This window comes from Methylovorus sp. SPW-M1 (assembly GCF_053848825.1).
In genome coordinates, this window is sequence record NZ_CM132626.1 from 1007787 (window position 1) to 1031904 (window position 24118).

Below are 24118 nucleotides of genomic sequence, written 5' to 3' on the forward strand. Positions count from 1 at the left end.
ATTTTAAGCATGATGGGTGTTGACCATGACTGATTTTATCGCGCCACAATGGCGAGCCTTGCTGGCTGAAAATGCGCTCGACAGCGTAGATGCCGCATGGACGCGTGAGGTGGCGTGGGTCGAGGCGCCGAATGATGGTCGAGGTGGCTTGAGCGGCGTAGGGCGGGTGAATCTGTCATCGGCGCAAGGCGATACGACAGGCGCCTTTCTCAAGCGGCAGCAGAACCATACGCGGCCATCGTGGAAACACCCTTTGCGCGGCGAGGCTACCTTCAACCGCGAGTTTGATATGGTGCAACATCTGCAGGCGCATGGCGTGCCCACGCTGGAACCCATGCTGTTTGGCGAGCGCCATGTGGCAAACGACGTGCGAGCGGTACTGATGACCGTGGCGCTGGATGGCTATCAGCCGCTGGATGCCCTGGTGGCCAGTGAGGAATTCAACCGTATGCCGCCCGCCGAGAAACGCCAGTTGCTGGCCGCCACCGCGCATACGGTGCGGCAGATGCATCTGGCCGGTGTGCAGCATCGCTCGCTGTATGCCAAGCATCTTTTTGCTGCCAGGCAGGGCGCAGGTTACCGGGTGGTGGTGATTGATCTGGAAAAATCCCGTTTCAATCGCGTGCCTGTGCTGCGTACCGTGCATGATCTGGTGACCCTGAACTATCGTACTACCGGCTGGAGTCGCTCGCAACGGCTGTATTTTTTCAAGCAGTATTACGCGACCAGCGCGCTCAGTGGCTGGCAGCGGGCAGTGTGCAAGCTGATCGCCAGGCGCTCGCGCGCCAGGCTCAAGCCCAGAGCAAAATAAACCAGCAGTAATAACCCAGCAGTAATAAACCAGAGGTAAACAGCGCGGCGGGTTGTCGGGAAGACGTCACGCGCTGATGAAGATTGGATAAAAAGGTATCGCATTCAAATGAATACTGAACATACACCCGTATCCGGGGAGGGGCGTCTGGCTGATTTCAGCATTGCGCTGGTCAATTACAAGACGCACGAGGTGACTTCGCTTTGTCTTGACCTGCTGAAAAAAGCCCTGGGGGATAATGCCGTGCCAGTGTGGGTGGTGGATAACAATTCTGCCGATGAAAGCACGGAATACCTGAAGTCCATGGACTGGATCAATCTGATCGAGCGCAAGGCGGAGGCGCCGGAAAAAGGTTTTATGGCACATGGCCGGGCGCTGGACCTGATCCTTGAGCGGGTGCAAACGCCTTATCTGTTGCTGATGCACACCGATACGCTGATCTATGACGTGGATATTCTGCGGCAGATGCTGGCGTATATGCGCACGGGTGACAGGGTGGCCGCGGTTGGCTGCCTGGAGCAAGTGCGCCGCACCCGCCTGGAAACCGCCTGGCGCATCTTTATACGCGCAACCAAGTATTACTATCGCCGCGCCAAGGTGGCGCTGGGTCTGGATACCCGCGAACCACGGCTGTTTTATGAAATCTACCTCAAGAGTTTCTGCACCTTGTGGAACGTCGACATCATTCGCCAGCAGGCATTGAGTTTTGCCATGACGGAGCGCATCCCCGGTTACGAAATGCAGGACAGATTGAAGGCGGCGGGTTACCGCTTCGTCGCCATTCCGCCGCAGCATATGTTCGAGTATCTGGATCACGTGGAAGCTGGCACGGTGTCGCTGGTCAATGGCCTGGGCAAGGATCATAAACGCGTAAAAAACTACCAGCGCATCATGGCGCGGGTGAAGGCCAAGTAGTGGGGGTGATGGTTTAATGGAGACCAGCGCAACATGAGCATCGCAATGAATGTCACGCTGGCAATTAATACAGAGCTGATGCTGGCGGATGGCAGCAGCTTGCGTATCGGCCAGCATCTGCGGGTGTTGCCCGGCCGCCGACTGGTCTGCTTTGGTGAGTGGCAGGGCAAGCAAGTACTGGCCAAGGTTTTCATGGGCAAGCGCGCAGCGCATTACGCCGAGCGTGACGCCAATGGCGTAAAGCGTCTGCTGGAAGCCCATCTCGCCACGCCGCCCCTGCTGGCACAGACATCCAGTCAGGCGGGCGATATGCAGGTCTTGCTGTATGAGGCACTGACGGGGGCCGAAAATGCCGAGCAGGCCCTGCAGGCTGCCGATGCATCGGGACGCAGTGCCATCACTCGCCAGTTGGTCGAAGCCGTTGCCGCCCAGCATGAAGCTGGGCTGGTGCAGACCGATATGTATCCCAAGAATTTCCTGATTGAAAACACGACAGTGCATGCGATCGACGGCGATGGCATTCGCCCATTGGGTCGTTTTTATTCGTCATGGCGTGCCTGGCATAATCTGGCGGTATTGCTCGCCAAACTTGACCCGGAAGTGCTGGATCGTGACTTGCCTGCACTGGTGCAGCGCTACCGTGAAGTCAGGCAGTTGGGCGCGGGATCGGTCTCGCCTTTGCTGCGCCGCCTGATCGATGCTTGCCGCTGGTATGCCAGTTATCAATATGCCGACAACAAGGTCCTGCGCACCTGCTCTGACGTCATCGTGCACAAGACCTCCGCGCTGTTTACTGCGCTCAACAGACAACCGCCGATGAGCCTGCTGGCCGTGCCATCGCCTGTCGAACTGGACGGCTGGATCAGCCAGGTGGCAAGTGCAGAAGCCCTGAAGCGGGGTAACACCAGCACTGTAGTCAGGCATGATCTTGATAACGTGCCGGTGGTGATTAAAAGGTACAATATCAAGAATTTCTGGCATGGCATTGGCCGTGCCTGGCGCCAGAGTCGCGCAGCGGTATCCTGGCGCAATGGCTTTCGCTTGCAACGGTATGGCATAGGCACGCCGAAGCCGCTAGCCTTGCTGGAAGAGCGCTGGGGGCCATTTCGCCGCCGGGCTTATCTGCTGGCAGAGTATCTGGATGCGCCGGATGTCAGTGGGTATTTTGAGCAGCCGAATCTGAGTGATGAAGACTATCTGCAGGCATGCCGTCATATTGCCCGGATGTTTTATCAGCTGAAATTGCTTAAAATCTCGCACGGTGATTGCAAGGCAAGCAATATCAAAATGGTGAATACCACGCCATACCTGATTGATCTGGACAGTATGCAGGAGCATGCGTCCTGCTACCGATTTGCGCGATACCACGCGCGCGATTTACGCCGCTTTATGCGAAACTGGCCGCCGCAATCCCGGGTTTACCGGATGCTGGCGCATGCCTTTGCCGACATTTATTGTGACGCCGCTTTTCTGAAAAAAGCTGGCATCTCCATCAACTAAGCGAACCAACATGATTATTTTAGGATTATCCGGTGCTCTCGGGCACGACTCTTCAGCGGCCATTATGGTGGACGGCAAGATCATTGCCGCTGCCGAAGAAGAACGTTTCATACGCGACAAGCACGCCAAGAACAAATTGCCGCTGGAAGCCGCGCGCTACTGTCTGAAAGAGGCGGGTGTCCGGCCTGATCAGGTCGATGTGGTGGCCTTTCCCTACGGCGAGATTCCGCTTAGCTCGGCAGCGCGCTGGCATTACGCCAAGCGCCACTGGTATGCGCCTGATCGTGCGCTGGATGCGCTGTTCAACGGCAATCGCCGCTACCGCCGTAACCGCGACAAGGCCATGCAGCTGATGCGCGATCTCGGCATCAATAAAGCCGAGTTTGTGCCGGTGGAGCACCATCTGGCACACGCCAGCAGTGCCTATCACCTGAGTGGTTTCAAGGAAAAAACGGCGATTGTCGGCATTGATGGCAAGGGCGAATACGCGACCACCTTCTTTGGCTACGGTGAAAACGGCAAGATCCACAAGATCAAGGAATTCTACGATCCGGATTCGCTGGGCGGCATGTATGGCGCGATTACCGAATACCTGGGCTTTGAGATGCTGGATGGCGAATTCAAGGTCATGGGCATGGCGCCGTATGGCGATCCCACCAAATACGATCTTTCAAGATTGGTCGAGTTTGATGGCGACGATCTCAAGGTCAACACCAAGCTGGTGAATGTGGTGGGTTTGCGTCGCTACAAGGAAAAAGGCAAGGGCTATTACTTTACGCCCGAACTGGTGGAGTGGCTGGGCCCCAAGCGCGAAGGTGATGAGATCGATGATCCTTACATTCACTACGCTGCTTCTGTGCAGGCTTTGCTGGAAGACATTGCGCTGAAGATGATTGATCACTATGTGGGTGACATCATTCGCGAAACCGGCCGTATATGTATGGCGGGTGGCGTGGCGCTCAACGTCAAGCTGAATCAGCGCATCATCGCCATGCCGGGCGTTAAAGAGCTGTTTGTGCAACCCGCTTCTGGCGATGCCGGTACGGCGCTGGGCGCGGCCAGTTTTGTGGCAGCCGAGCGCGGTGAGCCGGTGCAGGCCATGCAGCATGCTTACCTTGGCCCATCCTTTACCACCGAAGAATGTATTGCCGCTTGCGAAGTGCATCCGGCCAAACCTACGTTTTACCGTATTGAAAATGCCGCTCAAAAGGGCGCCGAACTTCTCGCCGCGGGTAATCCGCTGGCATGGTTCCAGGGCCGCATGGAATTTGGTCCGCGTGCGCTGGGTTGCCGCAGTATCCTCGGTGACCCCAGCCATCCTGGCGTGGCAGACCGCATTAATGCCCAGATCAAATACCGTGAGCGCTGGCGTCCATTTTGCCCCAGCATGCTGGATCGTGTGGCAGTGGATCTGTTGCAGACCGAGCATCCCGCGCCTTACATGACCTTCACCTTTGACGTGGCGGATCACTGGAAGCCGCGTATACCCGAGGTGGTGCATGAGGATGGCACCGCACGTGCCCAGGTGGTGACGCGGGAAACCAATCCGCGGTATTACGCCCTGATCGAGGAACTGGAGCGCTTGCGCGGCGTGCCTGTGGTGTTGAATACATCGCTTAATCGCCGTGGCGAGCCCATGATCTGCAGTCCCGCCGATGCCCTGAACATGTTTTACGGCTGTGATCTGCAGTACCTGATCATGGAAGATGTACTTGTCGTCAAGGAAACAGCAACTCCCTGATTTTTCTTCATGTCCTGTGCGATTATCCCTTGATTTATGGCGGGTTTTGCATGCCCTTTCATTTGACGGGGGCATGCGCTTTGAGGATAATCCAAGGCTGATCCCACTTTATAAATAGCGCCCAACATCTAATGAAACAAATACTCAACGAGGTTACGGAACGCATTCGCGAACGCAGTGCGCCCACCCGTCAGGCATATCTTCAACGTATCGATCAGATCATTCAGCGCCCACGTGGCGCAGATCGTCTGGGCTGTGCCAATGTGGCACACGCGTTTGCGGCCCTGCCCAACAACGACAAATTCCGTGTGGTGGCCGAGAAGGCCCCGCACATCGGCGTGATCACCGCCTACAACGACATGTTGTCAGCGCATCAGCCTTACGAAACCTATCCCGATATCATCCGTGATGAAGCGCGCAAGCATGGCGCCACCGTGCAAGTGGCAGGCGGCGTGCCAGCCATGTGCGACGGCATCACCCAGGGCGAGCCCGGCATGGAGCTGTCACTGTTTTCGCGTGACACCATTGCCATGGCAACCGCTATCGGCCTGTCGCACGATGTGTTCGATGCAGCCCTGCTGCTCGGCGTCTGTGACAAGATTGTTCCAGGTCTGCTGATCGGCGCCCTGCATTTCGGCCACCTGCCCTGTGTATTCGTGCCTGCGGGCCCGATGAGCACCGGCATTGATAACACCTCCAAATCCAAGGTGCGTGAGAAATACGCCCAGGGTCTGGTGGGCCGTGAAGAGCTGCTGGCGTCCGAGTCTGCGGCTTACCACGGCGCCGGTACCTGTACCTTCTACGGCACCGCCAACAGTAACCAGATGCTGCTTGAAGCCATGGGCCTGCATGTGCCAGGTGCCGCGTTTGTGCATCCGCATGAAGGCATGCGTGAATCGCTGACCCGCGAAGCAGTGAAAACCGTGCTCTCGATTACGCAGAACCAGCGCTTTACCCCGATTGGCCGTCTGGTCGATGAACGCGTGATTGTGAATGCGATTGTGGCCTTGCTGGCCACTGGCGGCAGTACCAACCATGTCATTCACTGGGTGGCGGTGGCTCGTGCTGCTGGCATCATCATTGACTGGTCCGACTTCTCCAAATTGTCGCAATCTACCCCATTGCTGGCCCGTGTTTATCCAAACGGTACGGCTGACGTGAATGAATTCCAGAATGCTGGCGGTCCAAGCTTCGTGATTCGTGAACTGGTTGAAGGCGGTTACATGCATGACGACGTTTCGTCTGTGGTGCTGGGTGGCCTGCGCGATTTCTGCAAGAAGCCTGAGCTGTCTGACAACGGCCTGATCTGGGTCGACCTGCCAGTGGAAAGCGTGGATGAAACCATCGTGCGTACGACCAGCAAGCCATTCAGCGCATCTGGCGGTTTGCGCCTGCTGACAGGCAATCTGGGCCGTTCCGTGATCAAGACTTCTTCTGTGCCTGAAGATCGCCAGGTGATCGAAGCGCCAGCGATTGTCTTCAACGGTCAGGAAGAACTGCTGGCGGCGTTTGAACGTGGCGAGCTGGAAAAAGACTTTGTGGCCGTGGTGCGATTCCAGGGGCCACGTGCCAATGGTATGCCTGAGCTGCACAAGCTGACACCGCCATTGTCCGTCTTGCAAGCCAAGGGCTTCAAGGTGGCGATTGTGACGGACGGCCGCATGAGTGGTGCTTCAGGCAAGGTGCCTGCGGCCATCCACTTGAGCCCGGAAGCCCTGGCGGGTGGTCCGATTGGCAAAGTGCGTACCGGCGACATGATTCGCCTCAACTCCATCGTCGGCACATTGAATGCGCTGGTGGATGAAGATGAATGGCAATCACGCACCCAGGCGGTGATGACCGAAGCGCACAAGCACAACAACGGCCATGGCATTGGTCGCGAACTCTTCGGTGGCATGCGCAAGAATGTGCACAGTGCCGAAGAAGGTGCCGTTACCTGGATTTGATCTGATCACTGATCCGTATGCCTTGGGTATGCGGATCAGTCACCGGTTTTGCGAGCCTGCACTCTGGCCGCAACTCTTTTCTTGATATCAATGTGGATGTGAAATGAACACTTTAGACTTAGCTAATCACGGCCCGGTCATTCCGGTTATCGTCATCAACAAGGTGGAAGATGCCGTGCCCATGGCAGAAGCCTTGCTCGAAGGCGGTATCAAGGTGCTGGAAGTCACCCTGCGTACGCCGGTAGCGCTGCAGGCAATGGAAGCCATTGCCAAGGCTGTGCCCGATGCCATCCTGGGTGCCGGTACCGTGCGCAGCATCAAGGATGCACAAGCATGCAAGGATGTTGGTTGCCAGTTCGCGGTGAGCCCTGGCTACACCAGTCAGCTGGGTCTGGCTGCCCGTGAAATCGGTTTGCCACTGCTGCCAGGTGTTTCTACCGGCAGTGAAATCATGCAGGCCAATGCCGATGATTACTACTTCCTCAAGCTGTTCCCAGCGGTCGCTGTGGGTGGCATCAATCTGCTCAAGGGCTTTTCTGGTCCATTCGGCGATGTGAAGTTCTGCCCTACGGGCGGCGTGACGGTAGAAAGTGCACCGCAATTCCTGGCGCTGCCTAACGTAGTGGTGTGTGGCGGTACATGGCTGACCCCTGCGGATGCGGTCGCATCCAAGAACTGGGCTCACATTACCAAACTGGCCCGCGAAGCCAGCGCGATCAAAGCAGCATAATGCAGTCGCGGCCCTGATCGGGGCCGCCTGCTAAATTTTGGAAATTGTCGCGGCTGATTGACGATCCCCCGGAGGTCAGCCGCGATGCCCATCCGCTCAGGCTCAACATGAATATAGCGCGATATCAAAGCCTGGTCTTTGATTGTGACGGTGTCATCCTCAATTCCAATTTCCTGAAAATTGAGGCTTATTTCGCGACTGCCAAAAACTTTGGCGCCAATGATCAGCAAGCGCAAGCGCTGGTCGATTACCACATCAAGCTCGGCGGCATCTCCCGCTTTGTCAAATTCGAATACTTCCTCACCGATATTCTTCACCGGCCTGCCAGCCGCAAGGATGTTGACTTTCTGTTGGCCGACTTTGGCCGAGAAGTGCGTAAGCGGCTCTCTACCTGCGAAATCGCGCCAGGCTTGCCAGCGCTGCGCGAACAGACATCCAGCAGCAACTGGCTGGTGATTTCGGGTGGCGATCAGGAGGAGCTGCGGGCCATTTTTGCCGAGCGCGGTATATTGGACTTGTTCGACGGCGGCATTTTCGGCAGCCCGGATAACAAGGATCAGATCCTCGCCCGCGAACTGGCGACGGGCAATATCCGGCAGCCGGCCTTGTTCATGGGCGATAGCCGTTATGACCATGAATCCTCTACCCGGGCCGGGCTGGATTTCGTGTTCATGCACGCGTGGACCGATTTCCCTGAGTGGGAAAGCTACACCCAGCAGCATGGTATTCGTGTTGTCGCACAGTTAGAACAACTTATTCCTGCAGCATGATCCATCGCATATCCAGCCTGTTTGGGCGGCAGAGTGAAGCGCTTTCCGCGCAGGATTTCGAACAGCTGCGCGCCCAAGCCACGATCCTCGAGCAGGATGCCCGGGGCGATAAAGTTCTGCAATTGTCCGACGGCCGCATCTTCAAGCTGTTTCGGGTGCGCCGTTTGCTCAGTCTGGCGCGTATTTATTCTTATGCCAGGCATTTTTGCCGTAATGCAGATGGCCTGGCAGGACTGGGGATTCCTACGGTCAAGGTCGTCCGCCTTCTGCATTTTACCGGGAGCGCAGATACGGCCGTTCTGTATCAGCCATTGCCAGGCAGGACCTTGCGTCAGCTAGCGCAGGCCGGCGAATTGGACAACAAGTTGATGGCGGATTTTGGGCGCTTTGTGGCAGATCTGCATGCACGGGGTGTCTATTTCCGCTCCCTGCATTTTGGCAATGTCGTGCTTACGCCAGACAACGCATTGGGCTTGATTGATATTGCCGATCTCAAGCTGTACCGCCATCGACTGCATGTGGGGCATCGTGCCCGCAATTTTCGCCACCTGCAGCGGCTCAAGCACGACTGGGACATGGTGGCTACGGAGGCGGTGCAAGCATTCATCGAGGCTTATTTTGCCGCGAGTGATCTTTCCGCGCGCGATCAGGCTACATTGAGATCAAAATTCAGATATCTGCCCAAGACCTGAACCCATGAATATCCTGCATATCTGCCATAGCTACTATCCGCCTTTTCTGGATTGCACGCGTCAATACGCTGCCTTGTTCCATGGTTCTCCTTACAAGGTGGTGACCGTATATCTCACAGGCAAGCCGGATCCCGAGGTCGTGCGCGGCAGTGCTTCTGATGAGGTGATTTTTTTAGGCTTCAGCAGCAAGCAGGTGCGCGGACTCAAGCTGGCGGCGATTGCCAAGGTACGCAAGCTGGTGGCCGAGCGCGACTTTGTGATGTGCATTGCACACCGCGCCAAGCCTACCTATGTAGCGCTGCTGGCGACCTCGCTGCCCGTTGTCAGTATTCATCACAATTACAATGACTTTGGCCGTTTCTCGCGCCGCTTGCTCGTTAATCTCTGCCGCAAACGCCTGTTAATGCTATGTGTTTCAGATTCCGTGCGCGATGAGATGCGTTCCCATCTTTCCCATTGGCCAGCTGAGCAGATTGAAACCCTGTATAACCGCATCGATGTGGAGGCTGTTACCTCCGCGCTGGTCCCTCGCGATCAGGCGCGCCAAGCCCTGCAATTGCCCGAGGATAGGTATGTGATCGCCAATGTCGGGCGCCTGCACCACGACAAGGATCAGGCCACGCTGTTGAAAGGCTATGCCAAGGCATTGCCAGAGCTGCCTGCCAACACCGAACTGGTGATACTGGGTAAAGGCCCACTGGAGCGTGAACTCAAGGCGCTGGCCGATAGCTTGAATATTGCCGATCGCGTGCGCTTCCTCGGCGTCATCCCCGACGCACGGCGCTATTTCCGTGCTTTTGATCTGTTTGTCCTGACCTCGGACCATGAACCTTTTGGCATGGTCCTGCTTGAAGCCATGGCTGCTGACCTCCCCATTATCTGCAGTAACAGTGGGGGCGGGGCGGAAGTAGTAGAGGGCGTGGGCACCTTATTCCCGCTGGGGGATGTCGAGGCGCTTGCTTCTTGCATGTTAAGTGTAAAAGATCACAAAATATCCCGTTACTCTCTTGTCACGCAAGAGCTCTTGGCCCATCGTTTCTCCGATGAGGCTGCACGAACTTCTTTTTTCTCCTTACCGTTCATCCAGCGCATTATCAATCAATTGTAATTCCGGGTTGGATTTGCCATGACGAACAAGATTCTGATACTGGATGGTATCAGTGGGGTGCCTTTGGCCCGCGAGATTAGTGATACATGCAGCGCGCTGGGGCGTGATGCATGTTATGTTGATCTCGCAGCATTGGATAAAATCCCACTGTACAGACTGCGATCCATGTTTACAAAAGCTGTAAATCGACAGCAAGACACTGACGCTTTTTATCATTTACCGCGCGCGCAGCACAAAGAGCTGGAGTGCATCGTCAAGCGTGAGCGCCCTAGCCATATTCTGGTCGTGGGGTTTATCTATCGCTTTATCAGTCCTCTTGTTTTACGTCAGTTGGCCGATCGCTATCAAATAAAGCTCTATCTTTACGATACGGATAGCTGCAATATCTATTCGAAGAGAAGGGAATTTGTTTTCTTTCTGAAAAGCGAATTGCCGGTTTATGACGGCATATTTTCTTTTTCCCAAGTGATGACAGACTTTTTCTGCCGCACGTCACAACCCAACACTCGCTACATGCCGTATGGCGCAATGCCCATACATCTTCCCGCGCCTTCTGGCGAGTCGCATGATGTTCTGTTTGTGGGCAGCGGTGATCTGAGACGCATATTTCTACTTGAGCATATCCGGGATCATCTATCGATTTACGGTAGTCGCTGGGAGCGCAACCAGGGCCTGATGTCGACCCAGCTACAAGAAAAGATCACGAATAAAACGGTGTGGGGCACTGAGCTGTTCCAGTTATTTGCGGACACCAAGATCATACTCAATATCACGCGCTCCCAATTTTATGGAGCCGAAACAGGCATTAATCTGCGTATTTTTGAAGCGTTGTCTTCAGGCCGTTTTCTACTGACGGACTATTGTGATGAGGTTTCCGAACTCTTTGAATTAGGTCAGGAACTAGAGACCTTTAAAAGCTCAACAGAGCTGAAGGAAAAAGTCGAGTTTTACCTCCAGCATCCTGAAGAGCGTATGAGGATTGCAGAACGTGGCCATCAGGCATTTCAGCAGCGCTTTACCTGGGAAGTCCGGACGCAAGCGCTGCTGGAGGCGATGCAAGTTTAAGCAGAGGCTTTCAATGTGCGATCGGCATATGTCTGCCTGAGCTGTTGCGCAATCAGTAGCGCCAGCGGCAAGTGAAAGACGAGCCAACGCTGGCTGGGGCTATGCACCAAACTGCTGCCATCAAAGCACAATCCGAGTACACCGACCGCAAGATACCATCCTGCCCATGACCCTGCACGCAGTCCCTGGGTAATCGCCAGAATGGTCAGTGCCAGCAGCGGGATCACCCCAATCAATCCAGCTTTATAAAACTGCGTAACGAACACACTGTGTGGATGGACCATGACATTTCCATCGCGAGAGATGTATTGAAACGCATGTTCCGGTCCGCAGCCCATCCATATCCCGCAGCGCAAGGTTTCTGCGATGTAACCATGCCAGATTTCCGGCCGATAAAAATTCCGCTGCAGCAGACTTGCACCAATTGGCGTATAGATCAGCAGCAAAGTGATGGCGATGACGACGGCAAGGGCAATGCTGATGATGATGAAGGTCGCACGCTTGCTTTTCTGGTGATAGAAATTGAAATAGGTGAGCAGCATGATCAGTGCCCAGACCCCAATGATACTGCGCGTTTGCAAAATGGTGAGCGCTACCAGCAGTACCAATAGGTGAGCAGTAATCACGGCACGATATTTTTTCGCACGCATGCCAAGCAAAGTGATCACTGCCAGCATGCCCCCCATGGTGTTCGTTACATAAATCACATTTTCCAGTTTGGCATTAAGGTCGCCCAAGCGCATTCCAGGCACCCAGGTCCCATGCCCATATTGCATGACCATATTCACCAGAACATATACCGTTATCAGGCCAAGAAATGCCCAGGCTGCTTTATATACGGTGTCTTCATTCAATAGTGGCAAGCGAGCCACTGCCAGATAAAGAAGTAAAACAATGGCCCCGAATTTGGCCTGCTGCAGTGGCGAGCCGTCTCCCAGAATGGCTGCGAGGATCAAGGTCGCAATCATCAGGAGCAGTAATTGCCCGAGCCGATTTCTGAAAAAATCCTGCACCTCCTGAAAACGCAAGCTCACCAGCGTGGGCAATATCAGGATCAGGTAACTTACATTGTTATGCGCCTGCGAACCCGTGATGACGAGGAAGCTGACCATCCATGCGGCGACGGCATAGATGGCAAATTGAGGGCTGCGCAGGTAATTGAGGAATTTCATCTAGCCTTACTTTCTTAAGATGGACGCAAGGTGTTGCGTGATGAGCTGATAATAGTGTCGGCGGTAATCTTCAATCGCGTGGTGCTGGGCAAGATAATGGAAAGCCTGCTCTCCTTTTGCATGGAGGCTTGCCAGATCCAGAGCCAGATACTGACGCAGGGCTTGGGCGAGACCGGAGACATCTTTAGGCAAGACAGCGATTCCGCCTGCACCTACGATCATGTCGTGCATTTCGGGAATGTCGGAGGCGATTACCGGCAGATGGCCGCTTATTCCCTCCATCAGCGCGAGTGGCAAGCCTTCTTTGAGCGAGGGCATGGCAAAGATATCAAAGGCTTTGACGTATTGCAGACCGTTATCTCTGAACCCTAGCAGATGCACTCGTCCTTCCATTCCCAGGCTGCTAATTTGCTCTTCAAGGGCGGACTGGTTAGGGCCTTTGCCTATGATGGCAATGTGCGCATCAGGAAACTCATCCTTGATGCTGGCGAGGGCCGAAATCAGGTAGTGATGGCCCTTACGAGCAGAAAGAACACCGATCGCCCCAATAATTCGCTTGTCCAGAGGCAAGCCCAGTCTGGCTCTTGCGGTTGCTTGATCAAGCTGCGATACCTCGGCTTTTCTTATATCAATGGCATTGGAAATGGCATGGGTATTTTGCCCGGTAAAGCCGCTTTTATAGCCAATCAGGTAATTGCGCACAGCGTCTGATACGCCGACGAATTGCCAGTGACGATCTGCCAGCCATTTCACCTGCCAGCGACGATAGGGACGATTGTATTCATTCAGCACATGCGAAATGCCGACGCACAGCGGGATGCGCAATAATTTATTCAGTTGCAGCATCAGGCTGACTATTTTGAAGCGATTGCATATGACCACATCAAACTGCTGTGCTTTGCAGAAACGGTAAACTTTCCATAAAACGCCCAACCGCAATCCGCGCATATCCGCATCAGGAATATTGAAATAATGCACATGCTCGGCAAGGCTGCGCGGCTGATCTGTCCGCGGCTCACCACTGATATAGGCGGATGTTATTTCAAACTGGTCTTGCGGCAGGGCTTTGATAATTTGCTCCGCCAGGTCTGATACATCACTGGTTCTGACGTTGTAGTCCGGGTGAAGCTGCAAGACCTTGATTCTATTTTTCATGGGTGATCGCTGGCAGTAAATGGGATGTTACCTTGGCAGGTGAAATCATCTTCAGGCAGTTCAAATGTCCCAGCGGACATTCGCGCTTGAAGCAGGGGCTGCATGACAGGCCGAGGTATTCGATGATGGCTTTGCTGCTCATGGGCGGGGTGTGGTGCGGGTCGGAGGAGCCGTAAAGGGCGATCAGTTTTTTATCCAGAGCGGCGGCGACATGCATCAGGCCTGAGTCATTGCTGACGACGGCAGTGCATAAGGCCATCAGGTCTATGGCTTCGCCAAGTTGGGTTTTTCCGCCCAGGTCCAGGCAGGCCATATTGCTCAAGCGGTTGATCTCGTGCGTGACGGGAATATCTTTAGCCGAGCCGAACAACCAGACCTGCCAGCTTTGGGCCGTCGCGGCACGGGCGACCTCCGCATAGTATTCCACTGGCCAGCGCTTGGCTTCGCCATATTCGGCGCCTGGGCAAAGCGCCAATACGGGCACTTGCGGCAGGGTATGGCCTAACTTGCCAAGCGCAGCCTGCGCTTGCTCCGGGTTGGCTTGCAGGCTGGGGTTGCTGATGACAAGTGGGCGCTGTGTTGCTGTATCGCGCGGCTGGCTCAGGGCCACAAAACGGTCCACCGTACGGGGTAATTGGTGCTTGTCCAGCGGGCGGATGTCATTGAGCAGGCCATAGCGCTGTTCGCCCAGAAAACCGGTACGCTGCGGTATGCCCGCCGCAAAAGGCAGGATCGCGGATTTCAACGAGTTGGTGAGCATGATGCTCTGGGTGTAATGCCCCTGACGTAGCGCGCGGCCGAAGCGTATGCGCTCAAGCAGCGCGAGTTGCCCATGCTTGAAGGGCAGGGCGATGCCCTGGTTGACTTCGGGCATGCGCTCCAGCAAGGGGAGTGTCCAGCTCGGGGCGGCGACGTCGATGATGACATCAGGGTCCTGCTGGCGCAGGGCTTTGAACAGGCTTTGCGCCAGCACCATGTCGCCCACCCAGGAGGGGCCCATTACCAGGATTTTATTCACTGCCATGACCAAGCCTAACTGGCGATTTTTTCCAGGATTCCACTGGTGCTGCGACCGGGGACGACCGGGATGAGCGCGATCTCGCCACCCCAGGATTTGACTTCGGCGCCGCCCACTACCTGGTCCTCACGGTAATCACTGCCTTTGACGATCACATCGGGGCGTATGGCCTTGATGAGTTCAAGCGGGGTGTCGTCGTCAAACAGGATCACGGCATCGATGGCTTCCAGCGCGGCCAATACACGTGCGCGGTCCATCTCGTGGATAACGGGGCGGGTAGGGCCTTTGAGCGCGCTCACGGAGCGATCGGTGTTCAATCCCAGAATCAGGCGGGTGCCGCGCTTGCTGGCGGCCTCCAGATAAGTCACATGCCCTGCGTGCAGGAGATCAAAACAGCCATTGGTGAAGACGATTTTTTCACCAGCCTGGCGCCAGGCCGCTACTCTTGCCAGCAGGGTTTCCATGTTGCACACCTTGTCGGCCTGACTGGCGGTTTCAGCGCTCAATAAAGTGTTCAGCAGCTCTTCACGTGAAATGGGCACGGTGCCGACCTTGCCGACCACGATGCCCGCCGCGATATTTGCCAGCTGCAATGCCTGGTGCGGTGGCAATCCGTGCATCATGCCTGCGGCCAGCGTTGCGATAACGGTATCGCCCGCGCCAGAGACATCGAATACCTGTTTGGCGGTGGCGGGAATATGGCTGGTGGCGTCCGCCTCTATCATGCTGATGCCCTCTTCCCCGCGGGTAACCGCGAGAAAATCCAGCGCCAGCGTGTTGCGTAATTCTGCGGCGGCTTGCAGCAATGCCGCATTGTCCTGCCCGCTGACATTGCAGGCTTCGGCGGTTTCACGCTTGTTCGGGGTCAATGCCGTGGCGCCGCGATATTTGCTGTAATCGCGTCCCTTGGGGTCTACCAGCAGGGGGATGCCGTGCTGTTTGGCGTGCTTGATGACGTGCTGCGCCAATTCGGCACCCAGCACGCCCTTGGCGTAATCGGAGAGAATGATCATGGCGGGCTGCTGCGCAAGCAGATCATCGACCTGCTGTTGCAGCTGTTGCTTTTCATCGGCACTGAAGGCGGCGCTGCTTTCCTGATCCAGACGCATCATTTGCTGTATGCCACCCAGCACCCGCGTTTTGGTAATGGTCGGGCGCTCGCCGCTGTGCATCACGCCCGTCGTGCCAATGTTGGCCATCTGCATCAGTGCCAGCAGGGTTTGCGCTTCCACGTCATGTCCCACCACACCACAGATGCGGGTCGGAATGCCGAGCAAAGCAAGATTGGCGGCGACATTGGCCGCACCGCCAGCGCGTTCGTTGCGCTCTTTCAGCAATACCACCGGTACCGGGGCTTCCGGCGAGATGCGCTGTACTTCGCCTATCAGGTAGCGATCCAGCATGAGATCGCCAATGACAAGCGCCCAGCCGTCGCCTTGCCCAAAGCGCTCTTTGACGGTGCTGATCAGTAAGTTCGACATTGCTAATCGGCTTCCAGCAGATCGCACAGGCTATGGCCAATAAAAATATGGGCTTCCTGAATGCGGGGCGTATCGGATGACGGCATGGTCAGGCAATAATCGCAGAGCGCAGCCAGTTTGCCGCCACTGCCGCCGGTCATGCCGACGGTCTTGGCGCCGATGGCCTTGGCCGTTTCAATGGCGCGGACCACATTGGCGCTATTGCCCGAGGTGGAAAAGCCGACGACCACATCCTGCGGCAGGCACAACGCCTCGACCTGACGCGAGAAAATGAAATCAAAGCCATAGTCATTGCCCACCGAGGTCAGGATGGAGGTATCGGTCGTCAGGGCAATGGCGGGCAGGCCTTTGCGTTCTTTCTTGTAGCGGCCAACGATCTCCGCCGCCACGTGCTGGCTGTCGGCGGCACTGCCGCCATTGCCCATGAACAAGATCTTGCCGCCATTCGCCAGGCAGTCGCGCCAGGCCTGGGCTACTTCGGCGATTTTGGGCAGCATGGGTTCCAGCTGTGCCATCACGCTGGCATGCTGGGACAGGGCTTGCTGTAAATTTTCAATGGGAGTCATATTGCTCAGCCTTATGCGTAAGGGTCTGCCTGAAGCAGATAATTCTGCACGTAATCGCGTACGCCTTCTTCCAGCGTATGGAAAGCGCTGGTATAACCCGCAGCCTGCAGTTTCTGCATGCTGGCTTCGGTAAAGTACTGATACTTGCCGTGTAAATCCTGCGGCATGTCGATGTAGGTGATGGAAGGCGTTTTGCCCATGCTGGTCATGACATTGGTCGCCAGGTCGCGGAAGGCGCGTGCCTTGCCGGTGCCAATGTTGTAAATGCCGGAAGCACCACCCTGCAGCAGGAAGTGGGCAACCACGGCTGCAGCGTCCTTCACATAGACAAAGTCACGCAGCTGCATGCCATCGGCATAACCTTCGACGTGGCTCTTGAACAGCTTGACCGTGCCGTGTTCGCGGAACTGGTTAAAGGTATGGAACGCCACACTGGCCATGCGTTCCTTATGGTACTCATTGGGGCCGTATACATTGAAAAACTTGAAGCCTTGCCACTGCGGTGGCACGGCTTGTTGTGTGCGTACCTGACGCAGTGCCCATTGATCAAAAAACTGCTTGGAATAGCCGTAACCATTCAGCGGGCGCAAGCTATCGATGGAGGACTCATCGTCCACATAGCCTTTTTCACCACCGCCGTATGTCGCTGCGGAGCTGGCATAGAGAAAGGGGATGCCCTTGTCGGCGCAATACTGCCAGAGGGCTTGGCTGAAGTGGATGTTGTCCTGGACCAGCTTGTTGAAATCGCGCTCGGTGGTGGCGCTGATAGCCCCCATGTGGATCACCGCCTCGACCTTATGGCCTTGCTCCAGCCAGCCGGCAATTTCGTCCTTGTCCAGATACTGGGCGTACTTTCGGTGCACCAGGTTCTGCCATTGTTCGGGATGATGCAGGCGATCAACGATGACCAGGTCATCGCGACCTGCCTGGGTATTGAGGTGCCAGGCAATCATGCTGCCTATCATGCCGGCGCCGCCGGTAATTACTATCATGCGCTATGTATCCAATTCTGCGAGGTTGGGGCACACGGTGAATGTCACCGCATGTCCGGGGTGGCGGGTGAGGTTTCTAACCTGCCAGTCAGCCGGGGTCTGGGCGTGGCGACAGCGGCGCTGCCCATGCGACTTGCCTGCAAGGTTGCAAGTATAGCAAACCGCTCACTGGCAGGGACTGCCGCAAGCTTCAGTGAAGCTCAGACATCCGCCTTGCTTTCGCTTAATGCCTGGGCGCGCAGGGCGGTTTTCAGGCCTTCCTGGCGCGCATGCTCGGCATCCCATTCGGTACTTACCCAGCCATGGAGATTATCGAGGGCAATGTCGCACATGGCGTGTATCCAGCTCTCGCGGCTATTCAGGGCGGGAATGTAGTGGTATTCGCCCCCACCGTTATGCTGGAAAATCTCCTTGCCTTCCATGGCAATTTCTTCCAGGGTTTCCAGACAGTCACTGGAGAAGCCAGGGCAAACCACATCAACACGTTTGACCTGATCTTTACCCAGTTTTTCAAGCGTGGCAGCCAGATAGGGTTTTAGCCATTCTGCTTTGCCGAAACGCGACTGGAATGCGATCAGGTACTGATCCTTGCTTAGTCCCAGAGCCTCTGCCAGCAGGCGGCCCGTTTTGTGGCATTCGCAATGGTAAGGGTCGCCTTTATCCAGTGTGTAACGTGGCACCCCATGAAAACTCATGACCAGTTTTTCCGGTTTGCCATTGATAGACCAGTATTCGCGCACGCTATCTGCCAGCGCTTTGATGTAAGCCGGATGATCATGGTAATTGCGTATGGTGCGAATCGCCGGCACGTTGCGTGTTTGCTTCAATGTGTCCCAAACCGCATCCAGCGCCGAGGCGGTGCTGCTTGCCGCGTATTGCGGATAGAGCGGAAACACCAGAATGCGCGTGCAGTTTTGTGCTTGTAATTTGGCAATGGCGGAGGCAATGGACGGATTGCCATAGCGCATACCCAGTTCCACAGCGTAAGGCGATGCAATGCGCTGGCTCAGGAAACCCTGCAGCAGTGCCGTTTGCTTGCGGGCATTTGCCAGTAGCGGCGAGCCTTCGCTAGTCCATATTTGCGCATATTTTTCAGCGGATTTGCGCGGGCGCAGATTCAGGATGATCAGGTTCAGGATCAGCCACCAGATAATGCGCGGGATTTCCACCACGCGCCGGTCACTCAGGAACTGCTTGAGATAAGGGCGCAAGGCTTTGGCGGTAGGCGCATCCGGGGTACCCAGATTGGCGAGGAGGATGCCGGTTTTCGGCAGGGTGGCATGATCAAAGGCCCCCATGGTTTTTTTCATGCGGTGTTATCCGAGTTGAATGTTGGAAATGGATTGCAGGATGAAGTTCTGCAGCAGGATTTTCTGCTGGTAGGGGATGTCATCGAACTCCAGACCCTGCTGTACGACCAGCTTGCCACTGTCGGTCTGCACGGTGCGCTGGCTGCAGATATGGCTGGGCAAGCTGAAAAAAGTTTCCGTGCCGTTGATGTGCAGCTTGAAATTGCATTCCAGTTCGTGCCCGACCTGGCCCACGCCTTCGGTAGATTCGACCAGTGCACCGCCCATGCTGATATCAACCAGCATGCCCGATGCCTTGCTCTTGAGCAGGGTGGAAAGGTTGGTGAAAGAGGTGATGATGTTGACCTGAATGCGTTGCGAGCGCCGTATTTTCGACATGGTCACCGTGCGTGGGTAAGCCAGGTGCATATGGGGATAGGGTCGGCTAAACACCACCTCGGCCGTGGTGGTAAAGGCATACACATTGCGGCCGCTGAACAGCGATACCGAAAAGGCGCTGCCTTCCTTGATGAACATGACACGATCATTCACTACCGGCAGGCTGCAGACGATGCTGCGCTGGGCTAAGCCGCCAAGAAACTTGACGAAGAAGGCGTCCTGGCTGCCGGACGTGGTCAGGAATTTAAGCTGGATGTTGTCGCCGATTGCCAGCTGGCGCGTGATATTTTCCTTGCTGGCATCCACGGTTTCCACCTTGATATCCTTGCCGTTTTTCTGCATGGATTCGATGGGGTTCTGGTCGCCACTGATCTCGCTGTCGACGTAGAGATCTTTCGCGCGCAACTCGTCCAGCATGGCAGCATCCTGAATCACCTGGCCCGCAGGCGATACCAGCAGTCCCTTGGCGTCAAACAGCGGGTGCCGGATGGTGGCCCCTATGTGCAAGGTGGATTTGTTCAGTAACTGAAAGCTGGAGGGGCGCGACATGGTTATTTCATGGACAGGCCGCTGGAAAGCAGCTTGGCTGTAATATCAACAATCGGAATGACGCGTTCGTAAGCCATGCGAGTGGGGCCAATGACGCCCAGCGTGCCGACGATCTGGCCATTGGCCTCATAGGGTGCGGTCACCATGCTGCATTCATCCAGCGGCAGGTAACCGGATTCGCCACCAATAAAAATCTGGATGCCTTCGGCGCGCTGGCTATTGTCCAGCAACTGCATCAGCGATGTGCGGCGCTCGAATATCTCGAACAGTTTGCGTAGCGAGGTGACATTGGTCGATAGCTCGTCTACCTGCAGCAGGTTGCGTTCACCGGAAATCACCACATTGTCGCGATCTTCATCCAGCGCCTTGCTGCTGGCATCCAGTGCGGCGGCCATCAGGCGGTTCATGTCCGACTGCATCTGTTTCAATTCTTCGTGCAGCTTTTTCTGCACATCCTCAAACGTGCTGCCCGAGTAATTGGCATTGAAGAAGTTGCTGGCCTGTGTGAGCTCAGCCGCGCTGTAGACCTTGTCGGTGACTATGATGCGGTTCTGCACATTGCCGTCAGAAGTGACGATAATGACCAGCAGCCGGGTATCCGAAAGCGGCAGGAACTCCAGGTGCTTGAAGGCAATCGACTTGCGACGGGGGATCATGACCACCCCGGCAAACTGCGTCAGGCTGGATAGCAGGCCCGCCGCAGATGAAATCAGCTCTTGTGGGTCGGGCGAGGAAAGCTCGCTTTCCAGCCGCTGGATTTCCTGTGTTTGCAGCGGTTTGATGGTGAGCAGCGTATCAACAAAGAAACGGTAGCCACGGTGAGTGGGAACGCGGCCCGCCGAGGTATGCGGACTGGCAATGAAGCCCATTTCCTCAAGGTCGGACATGACATTGCGCACTGTGGCGGGGCTGAGGTCCAGCCCGGAGCATTTTGAAAGCGTGCGCGATCCCACGGGCTGACCATCGCTGATGTAATGTTCAACCAGCGTTTTAAGCAGAATTTGTGCGCGTTTATCCAGAGTAGTCACTTGTACCGAATGTCTGTGGCGGGCGGGTTGCCCATCATTGAAAATTATCCGGTACAAGCAGGAGGAGCGCAATAAGTATTACGCACCCCTGGCAGGCTTATTGCGGCTTGGGATGCTCTTTTACCATGTAGCGCGATAAATCCTGCATGAGCTGCAGCGTGGCAGGCTGCTTTTGCTGGGTGATGCGGGCTACCTGCTCAATCGGAATCGGTCTATCGTCGGCGGTGGTGATGCGGTTGCCCGCATAACCATCAATGCTGACGGGCTGGGTGATTTTGACATCCTGATCGATGTAGGTGATCTTGCTCCAGTCCGATACATACGCATAAGTACGCTGTTGTTCACCAAACAGGTTGTAGCCTATGGCGTAATCCGACACGGGATTACTCACACCGAGTAATGGCATCAGGGTGGGGACGATGTCCATATGACTGGTCATCTTGTCGGATACCTGTGCGGCTTGCCCGGGCACCCACAGTACCAGCGGTGTGCGGATCTGCTGATCTACGAATGTTGAGTTGTGACCCCAGTAGCCGTGTTCCATGAACTCTTCGCCATGGTCACCTACCAGTATCACGATAGTACTATCCAGTAACTGATGCTGTTTCAGGTAATCAAACACCCGCGCAAACTGGCTATCCAGATGATGCACCGAATTGAGGTAGCGATTCTTGATGCCAAGCATGTTTTTTTTCAGGGTGGCCTTGTCTAGCGTGGCGTAATTGATGTCATCTTCGTAAGGCCGACGAATGACGCTTTCCGGCGGGAAGTAGTAGCGTGCATGTGGCGACTCAAAAAACATGAAAGTAAAGAACGGTTTGCCGGGGTCACGCTTGTCGATGAAGTTGAGCATGTCCGTTACATTGGTGCGGTCATTTTCCCAGCCTGGCTTGCCGTTTTTTTGCAGCGCATGCAGTTTTTCAGTGGCGACATGGCTGAAGATGGTTTTCTCAAATTCGGGATACGAGAACATGGCGCTGGTGTACAAGCTCATCTGGTAATGCTCTTGCTGCAGCACATCGATGATGGCGGCGCCACGTTGCTCTTTCAGGAAGGTGAACCAGTAATTGCCGGGAATGCCGGTAAACATGGAAAACACGCCCATGCGCGTGCCGTTGCCGCCGCTGTAGTTGTGGGTAAAACGGGCCGCCTGACCAGCAAACTGCCAGGTGGCGGGCATGATTTCCGGATTCAGCATATCAGCGCGCCAGGATTCTGAAGTCAGCCAGACAATATTGTAGGGCTTGGCGGGCGCGGTGATCTGCAACGGGGCCATGGGGTAATTGAGTCGGCCTTTGACATCCAGCTTGGGGCCGCGCTTGATTTCATAGCCCAGCTTGGCGAAGAAGTGGCGGCTGGTCACATGCTGGAAAAACGGAATGGTATCGGTCAGCGACATGATGGCATTGCGTCCGAATGCGTCATTGGCTGCGTAAGTGAAGTGGATGCCAAAAGTGGTCAGCGCCAGCATCGCCAGCGTGTAAAGATACATGCGTGCGGGCAGCCATTGATGTTGCAGTGTGCGCAGATAGCCCCACCGGATCAGCCAGAAAAGCCCACCCTGCACTGCAAAAAAACCCACAGCGATCAAGCCAAAGCCGGCGTTGGAAGCGCCGCTGCCACCCAGGGATAGCAAGCCGCCCGGTGTCATCACCAGATTAATGATGAAGCCATTGATAAACATGCCATAAAGCGCAAATACCTTGGCATTGGCAAACAGCAGCAGCAAGGTGGTGCCGGTCGTGAGGATGGCGACCAGGCTGGATGCTAGCGTGCTTGCCTCTTGGTCGGGCTGGCGTCGCCAGTTGCTGAGGCTGAACGTCAGCCGGGTGAGCACGATGGCGGGAAGAAGATAAAGCCCGCCATAGCAAAGAAAGGCCACCGTGATGAAGACCAGCGCGCCCGGACTGGTGGCGTAAGCGGTATCAAAGGCGATCGAGTCAACAGATACCAGCAGCACCATCAGGTAACTTAATAGCAGAAAATGCGATAACAGCCTGGACTGGTGGCGTTTGCTGAGACTCATGCGGGGTAACCTGTTCAATGTTTATTTGGGTGGCGGTTACCATGCAAGGCCTGTGCTTGCTGAGCACAATTTTTTTATGTTGATGAATTCATGTCAGTTTTTGGTTGTTCAGGAAGGCGAGGCCAGCATGAGCGGGGGGTAAAGTACGCAAAGTTGGGTAGCCGGCCTCTGTACTGCATGCAATGTTTGCACGCTTAGGATGGGGAAATTTCAGCGGTCGGTTGACGCACATCGTACCGGCGCTCTTCTGTGCTTATCTTATCTATGATTAAATGCATGCCATGAAAAATGCATTCCAAACGGTAGCGCTGATCGGGAAATACATGAACCCCGAAATGCGCGAGCAGATACTCGCGCTGGCCCGGTTTCTCGCGGAGCGGCAGATTGGTATTTTCATTGAGGAAAAAACCGCCGAGCAATCCCAGATCAAAGGCTACACGACGGTGCATATCAATGCGATCGGCGCCTATGCTGACCTTGCCGTGGTGCTTGGTGGCGACGGCACCATGCTGAGCGTGGCGCGGTCGCTGGTGGATTATCAGATTCCGCTGGTTGGCGTGAATCGTGGCCGCTTCGGGTTTTTGACAGATATCACGTCTGAATCCATGTGCGAAGCCATGAGCCTGATTCTGGCAGGCGAATATCAGACCGAGCAGCGCATTTTGCTGTCGGCCACGGTCATGCGTAACGGTGAACCGGTGCATCAGGGGCGGGCGCTGAATGACGTGGTCATCAATAAAAATGGCATGGCACGGCTGATTGAGCTGGAGGTGCATATCGATGGCCAGTTCGTGCATCGCCAGCGCGCCGACGGCTTGATTCTGGCGACCCCCACAGGCACGACGGCATACTCATTGTCTGCCGGTGGTCCGATTCTGCATCCTATGCTGGATGCCATTGCGCTGGTGCCGATTTGCCCCCATACCTTAAGTAATCGGCCCATCGCCATCAGCAGCCATAGCAAAGTGGAAATTACCGTGGTGCAAGCGCCGGACGTGCGCATGCATCTGGATGGCCAGATGCAGTTTGAATTGCAGCAGGGCGACAGGATACTGGTAGAGCGGGCGAAAAAAACCGTCACGCTTCTGCACTTGCTTGGCCACAGCCATTACGACATGCTCAGGGAAAAGCTCAACTGGGGTTGATTCCCACCCATCATCGCAGC

Annotated in this window: 21 protein-coding genes; 11 read left to right on the forward strand and 10 right to left on the reverse strand. The window is 55.6% G+C overall.

The annotated features are described in order from the left end of the window. The first annotated feature begins 25 nt into the window (after window positions 1-25). The 10 genes from ACWWD9_RS04730 (at window position 26) to ACWWD9_RS04775 (ending at window position 11278) form a co-directional block, all read left to right on the forward strand. On the forward strand, window positions 26-811 hold the full coding sequence (locus ACWWD9_RS04730; protein ID WP_455867884.1) for a lipopolysaccharide kinase InaA family protein: 786 nt from the start codon (window positions 26-28) through the stop codon (window positions 809-811). A 108-nt stretch (window positions 812-919) separates the two neighbouring features. Beyond that, window positions 920-1726 carry a glycosyltransferase gene (locus tag ACWWD9_RS04735; protein WP_455867885.1) on the forward strand — a complete coding sequence of 269 codons (807 nt, stop codon included), beginning with the start codon at window positions 920-922 and terminating at the stop codon, window positions 1724-1726. Window positions 1727-1759: 33 nt separating this feature from the next. Continuing rightward, window positions 1760-3226: a lipopolysaccharide kinase InaA family protein gene (locus tag ACWWD9_RS04740; protein WP_455867886.1), complete on the forward strand. Its 1467-nt coding sequence runs from the start codon at window positions 1760-1762 to the stop codon at window positions 3224-3226. Window positions 3227-3236: 10 nt separating this feature from the next. Then, window positions 3237-4967, forward strand: coding sequence for a carbamoyltransferase family protein (locus ACWWD9_RS04745; protein WP_159355315.1), 1731 nt, complete (start codon window positions 3237-3239; stop codon window positions 4965-4967). A gap of 131 nt (window positions 4968-5098) precedes the next feature. Next, window positions 5099-6913 carry a phosphogluconate dehydratase gene (edd, locus tag ACWWD9_RS04750; RefSeq protein ID WP_013442686.1) on the forward strand — a complete coding sequence of 605 codons (1815 nt, stop codon included), beginning with the start codon at window positions 5099-5101 and terminating at the stop codon, window positions 6911-6913. Between the two features lie 103 nt (window positions 6914-7016). Further along, complete coding sequence (gene eda / locus ACWWD9_RS04755) at window positions 7017-7643, forward strand: bifunctional 4-hydroxy-2-oxoglutarate aldolase/2-dehydro-3-deoxy-phosphogluconate aldolase (RefSeq protein WP_455867887.1); 627 nt, start codon at window positions 7017-7019, stop codon at window positions 7641-7643. A 107-nt stretch (window positions 7644-7750) separates the two neighbouring features. Further along, window positions 7751-8413 carry an HAD family hydrolase gene (locus tag ACWWD9_RS04760; protein WP_455867888.1) on the forward strand — a complete coding sequence of 221 codons (663 nt, stop codon included), beginning with the start codon at window positions 7751-7753 and terminating at the stop codon, window positions 8411-8413. Next, complete coding sequence (locus ACWWD9_RS04765; RefSeq protein ID WP_455867889.1) at window positions 8410-9105, forward strand: toluene tolerance protein; 696 nt, start codon at window positions 8410-8412, stop codon at window positions 9103-9105. The genes ACWWD9_RS04760 and ACWWD9_RS04765 overlap by 4 nt, the downstream gene beginning before the upstream one ends. A gap of 4 nt (window positions 9106-9109) precedes the next feature. Beyond that, the gene (locus tag ACWWD9_RS04770) at window positions 9110-10213 is read left to right on the forward strand and encodes a glycosyltransferase (RefSeq protein ID WP_455867890.1); all 1104 of its coding nucleotides are present in this window, start codon (window positions 9110-9112) and stop codon (window positions 10211-10213) included. Window positions 10214-10231: 18 nt separating this feature from the next. Beyond that, entirely contained in the window at window positions 10232-11278 is a 1047-nt protein-coding gene (locus ACWWD9_RS04775; RefSeq protein WP_455867891.1) for a CgeB family protein, read from the forward strand. On the opposite strand, the gene ACWWD9_RS04780 is transcribed toward ACWWD9_RS04775, so the two are convergent. From ACWWD9_RS04780 to ACWWD9_RS04825, 10 genes are all read right to left on the reverse strand, one after another. Continuing rightward, window positions 11275-12450 (reverse strand): hypothetical protein, encoded by a 1176-nt coding sequence (locus ACWWD9_RS04780; protein WP_455867892.1) that lies wholly within the window; start codon window positions 12448-12450, stop codon window positions 11275-11277. The two genes, ACWWD9_RS04775 and ACWWD9_RS04780, sit on opposite strands and share 4 nt — an antisense overlap. 6 nt (window positions 12451-12456) lie before the next feature. Then, window positions 12457-13605: a glycosyltransferase gene (locus ACWWD9_RS04785; RefSeq protein ID WP_455867893.1), complete on the reverse strand. Its 1149-nt coding sequence runs from the start codon at window positions 13603-13605 to the stop codon at window positions 12457-12459. After that, window positions 13595-14629 (reverse strand): lipopolysaccharide heptosyltransferase II, encoded by a 1035-nt coding sequence (gene waaF / locus ACWWD9_RS04790; RefSeq protein WP_455867894.1) that lies wholly within the window; start codon window positions 14627-14629, stop codon window positions 13595-13597. The genes ACWWD9_RS04785 and waaF overlap by 11 nt, the downstream gene beginning before the upstream one ends. 8 nt (window positions 14630-14637) lie before the next feature. Then, window positions 14638-16104, reverse strand: a complete 1467-nt coding sequence (rfaE1, locus tag ACWWD9_RS04795) for a D-glycero-beta-D-manno-heptose-7-phosphate kinase (protein WP_455867895.1) — start codon at window positions 16102-16104, stop codon at window positions 14638-14640. A gap of 2 nt (window positions 16105-16106) precedes the next feature. Further along, complete coding sequence (locus ACWWD9_RS04800; protein ID WP_455867896.1) at window positions 16107-16670, reverse strand: D-sedoheptulose 7-phosphate isomerase; 564 nt, start codon at window positions 16668-16670, stop codon at window positions 16107-16109. A gap of 11 nt (window positions 16671-16681) precedes the next feature. Further along, the gene (gene rfaD, locus ACWWD9_RS04805; RefSeq protein ID WP_455867897.1) at window positions 16682-17662 is read right to left on the reverse strand and encodes an ADP-glyceromanno-heptose 6-epimerase; all 981 of its coding nucleotides are present in this window, start codon (window positions 17660-17662) and stop codon (window positions 16682-16684) included. A gap of 200 nt (window positions 17663-17862) precedes the next feature. Further along, entirely contained in the window at window positions 17863-18972 is a 1110-nt protein-coding gene (gene hemH / locus ACWWD9_RS04810) for a ferrochelatase (RefSeq protein WP_455867898.1), read from the reverse strand. A 6-nt stretch (window positions 18973-18978) separates the two neighbouring features. Then, window positions 18979-19899 (reverse strand): flagellar brake protein, encoded by a 921-nt coding sequence (locus ACWWD9_RS04815; protein WP_455867899.1) that lies wholly within the window; start codon window positions 19897-19899, stop codon window positions 18979-18981. A 2-nt stretch (window positions 19900-19901) separates the two neighbouring features. Further along, window positions 19902-20918, reverse strand: a complete 1017-nt coding sequence (hrcA, locus tag ACWWD9_RS04820) for a heat-inducible transcriptional repressor HrcA (protein ID WP_455868137.1) — start codon at window positions 20916-20918, stop codon at window positions 19902-19904. Window positions 20919-21024: 106 nt separating this feature from the next. Further along, the gene (locus ACWWD9_RS04825; RefSeq protein ID WP_455867900.1) at window positions 21025-22953 is read right to left on the reverse strand and encodes a sulfatase-like hydrolase/transferase; all 1929 of its coding nucleotides are present in this window, start codon (window positions 22951-22953) and stop codon (window positions 21025-21027) included. 281 nt (window positions 22954-23234) lie between these two features. Between ACWWD9_RS04825 and ACWWD9_RS04830 the strand changes: the two genes are divergently transcribed. Further along, entirely contained in the window at window positions 23235-24098 is an 864-nt protein-coding gene (locus tag ACWWD9_RS04830) for an NAD kinase (protein WP_041362253.1), read from the forward strand. Window positions 24099-24118: the final 20 nt, after the last annotated feature.

Coding starts and splice junctions, on each gene's coding strand:
- ACWWD9_RS04730 (WP_455867884.1), top strand. CDS start 26: ATGACTGATTTTATCGCGCCACAATGGCGAGCCTTGCTGGCTGAAAAT.
- ACWWD9_RS04735 (WP_455867885.1), top strand. CDS start 920: ATGAATACTGAACATACACCCGTATCCGGGGAGGGGCGTCTGGCTGAT.
- ACWWD9_RS04740 (WP_455867886.1), top strand. CDS start 1,760: ATGAGCATCGCAATGAATGTCACGCTGGCAATTAATACAGAGCTGATG.
- ACWWD9_RS04745 (WP_159355315.1), top strand. CDS start 3,237: ATGATTATTTTAGGATTATCCGGTGCTCTCGGGCACGACTCTTCAGCG.
- edd (WP_013442686.1), top strand. CDS start 5,099: ATGAAACAAATACTCAACGAGGTTACGGAACGCATTCGCGAACGCAGT.
- eda (WP_455867887.1), top strand. CDS start 7,017: ATGAACACTTTAGACTTAGCTAATCACGGCCCGGTCATTCCGGTTATC.
- ACWWD9_RS04760 (WP_455867888.1), top strand. CDS start 7,751: ATGAATATAGCGCGATATCAAAGCCTGGTCTTTGATTGTGACGGTGTC.
- ACWWD9_RS04765 (WP_455867889.1), top strand. CDS start 8,410: ATGATCCATCGCATATCCAGCCTGTTTGGGCGGCAGAGTGAAGCGCTT.
- ACWWD9_RS04770 (WP_455867890.1), top strand. CDS start 9,110: ATGAATATCCTGCATATCTGCCATAGCTACTATCCGCCTTTTCTGGAT.
- ACWWD9_RS04775 (WP_455867891.1), top strand. CDS start 10,232: ATGACGAACAAGATTCTGATACTGGATGGTATCAGTGGGGTGCCTTTG.
- ACWWD9_RS04780 (WP_455867892.1), bottom strand. CDS start 12,450: ATGAAATTCCTCAATTACCTGCGCAGCCCTCAATTTGCCATCTATGCC.
- ACWWD9_RS04785 (WP_455867893.1), bottom strand. CDS start 13,605: ATGAAAAATAGAATCAAGGTCTTGCAGCTTCACCCGGACTACAACGTC.
- waaF (WP_455867894.1), bottom strand. CDS start 14,629: ATGGCAGTGAATAAAATCCTGGTAATGGGCCCCTCCTGGGTGGGCGAC.
- rfaE1 (WP_455867895.1), bottom strand. CDS start 16,104: ATGTCGAACTTACTGATCAGCACCGTCAAAGAGCGCTTTGGGCAAGGC.
- ACWWD9_RS04800 (WP_455867896.1), bottom strand. CDS start 16,670: ATGACTCCCATTGAAAATTTACAGCAAGCCCTGTCCCAGCATGCCAGC.
- rfaD (WP_455867897.1), bottom strand. CDS start 17,662: ATGATAGTAATTACCGGCGGCGCCGGCATGATAGGCAGCATGATTGCC.
- hemH (WP_455867898.1), bottom strand. CDS start 18,972: ATGAAAAAAACCATGGGGGCCTTTGATCATGCCACCCTGCCGAAAACC.
- ACWWD9_RS04815 (WP_455867899.1), bottom strand. CDS start 19,899: ATGTCGCGCCCCTCCAGCTTTCAGTTACTGAACAAATCCACCTTGCAC.
- ACWWD9_RS04825 (WP_455867900.1), bottom strand. CDS start 22,953: ATGAGTCTCAGCAAACGCCACCAGTCCAGGCTGTTATCGCATTTTCTG.
- ACWWD9_RS04830 (WP_041362253.1), top strand. CDS start 23,235: ATGAAAAATGCATTCCAAACGGTAGCGCTGATCGGGAAATACATGAAC.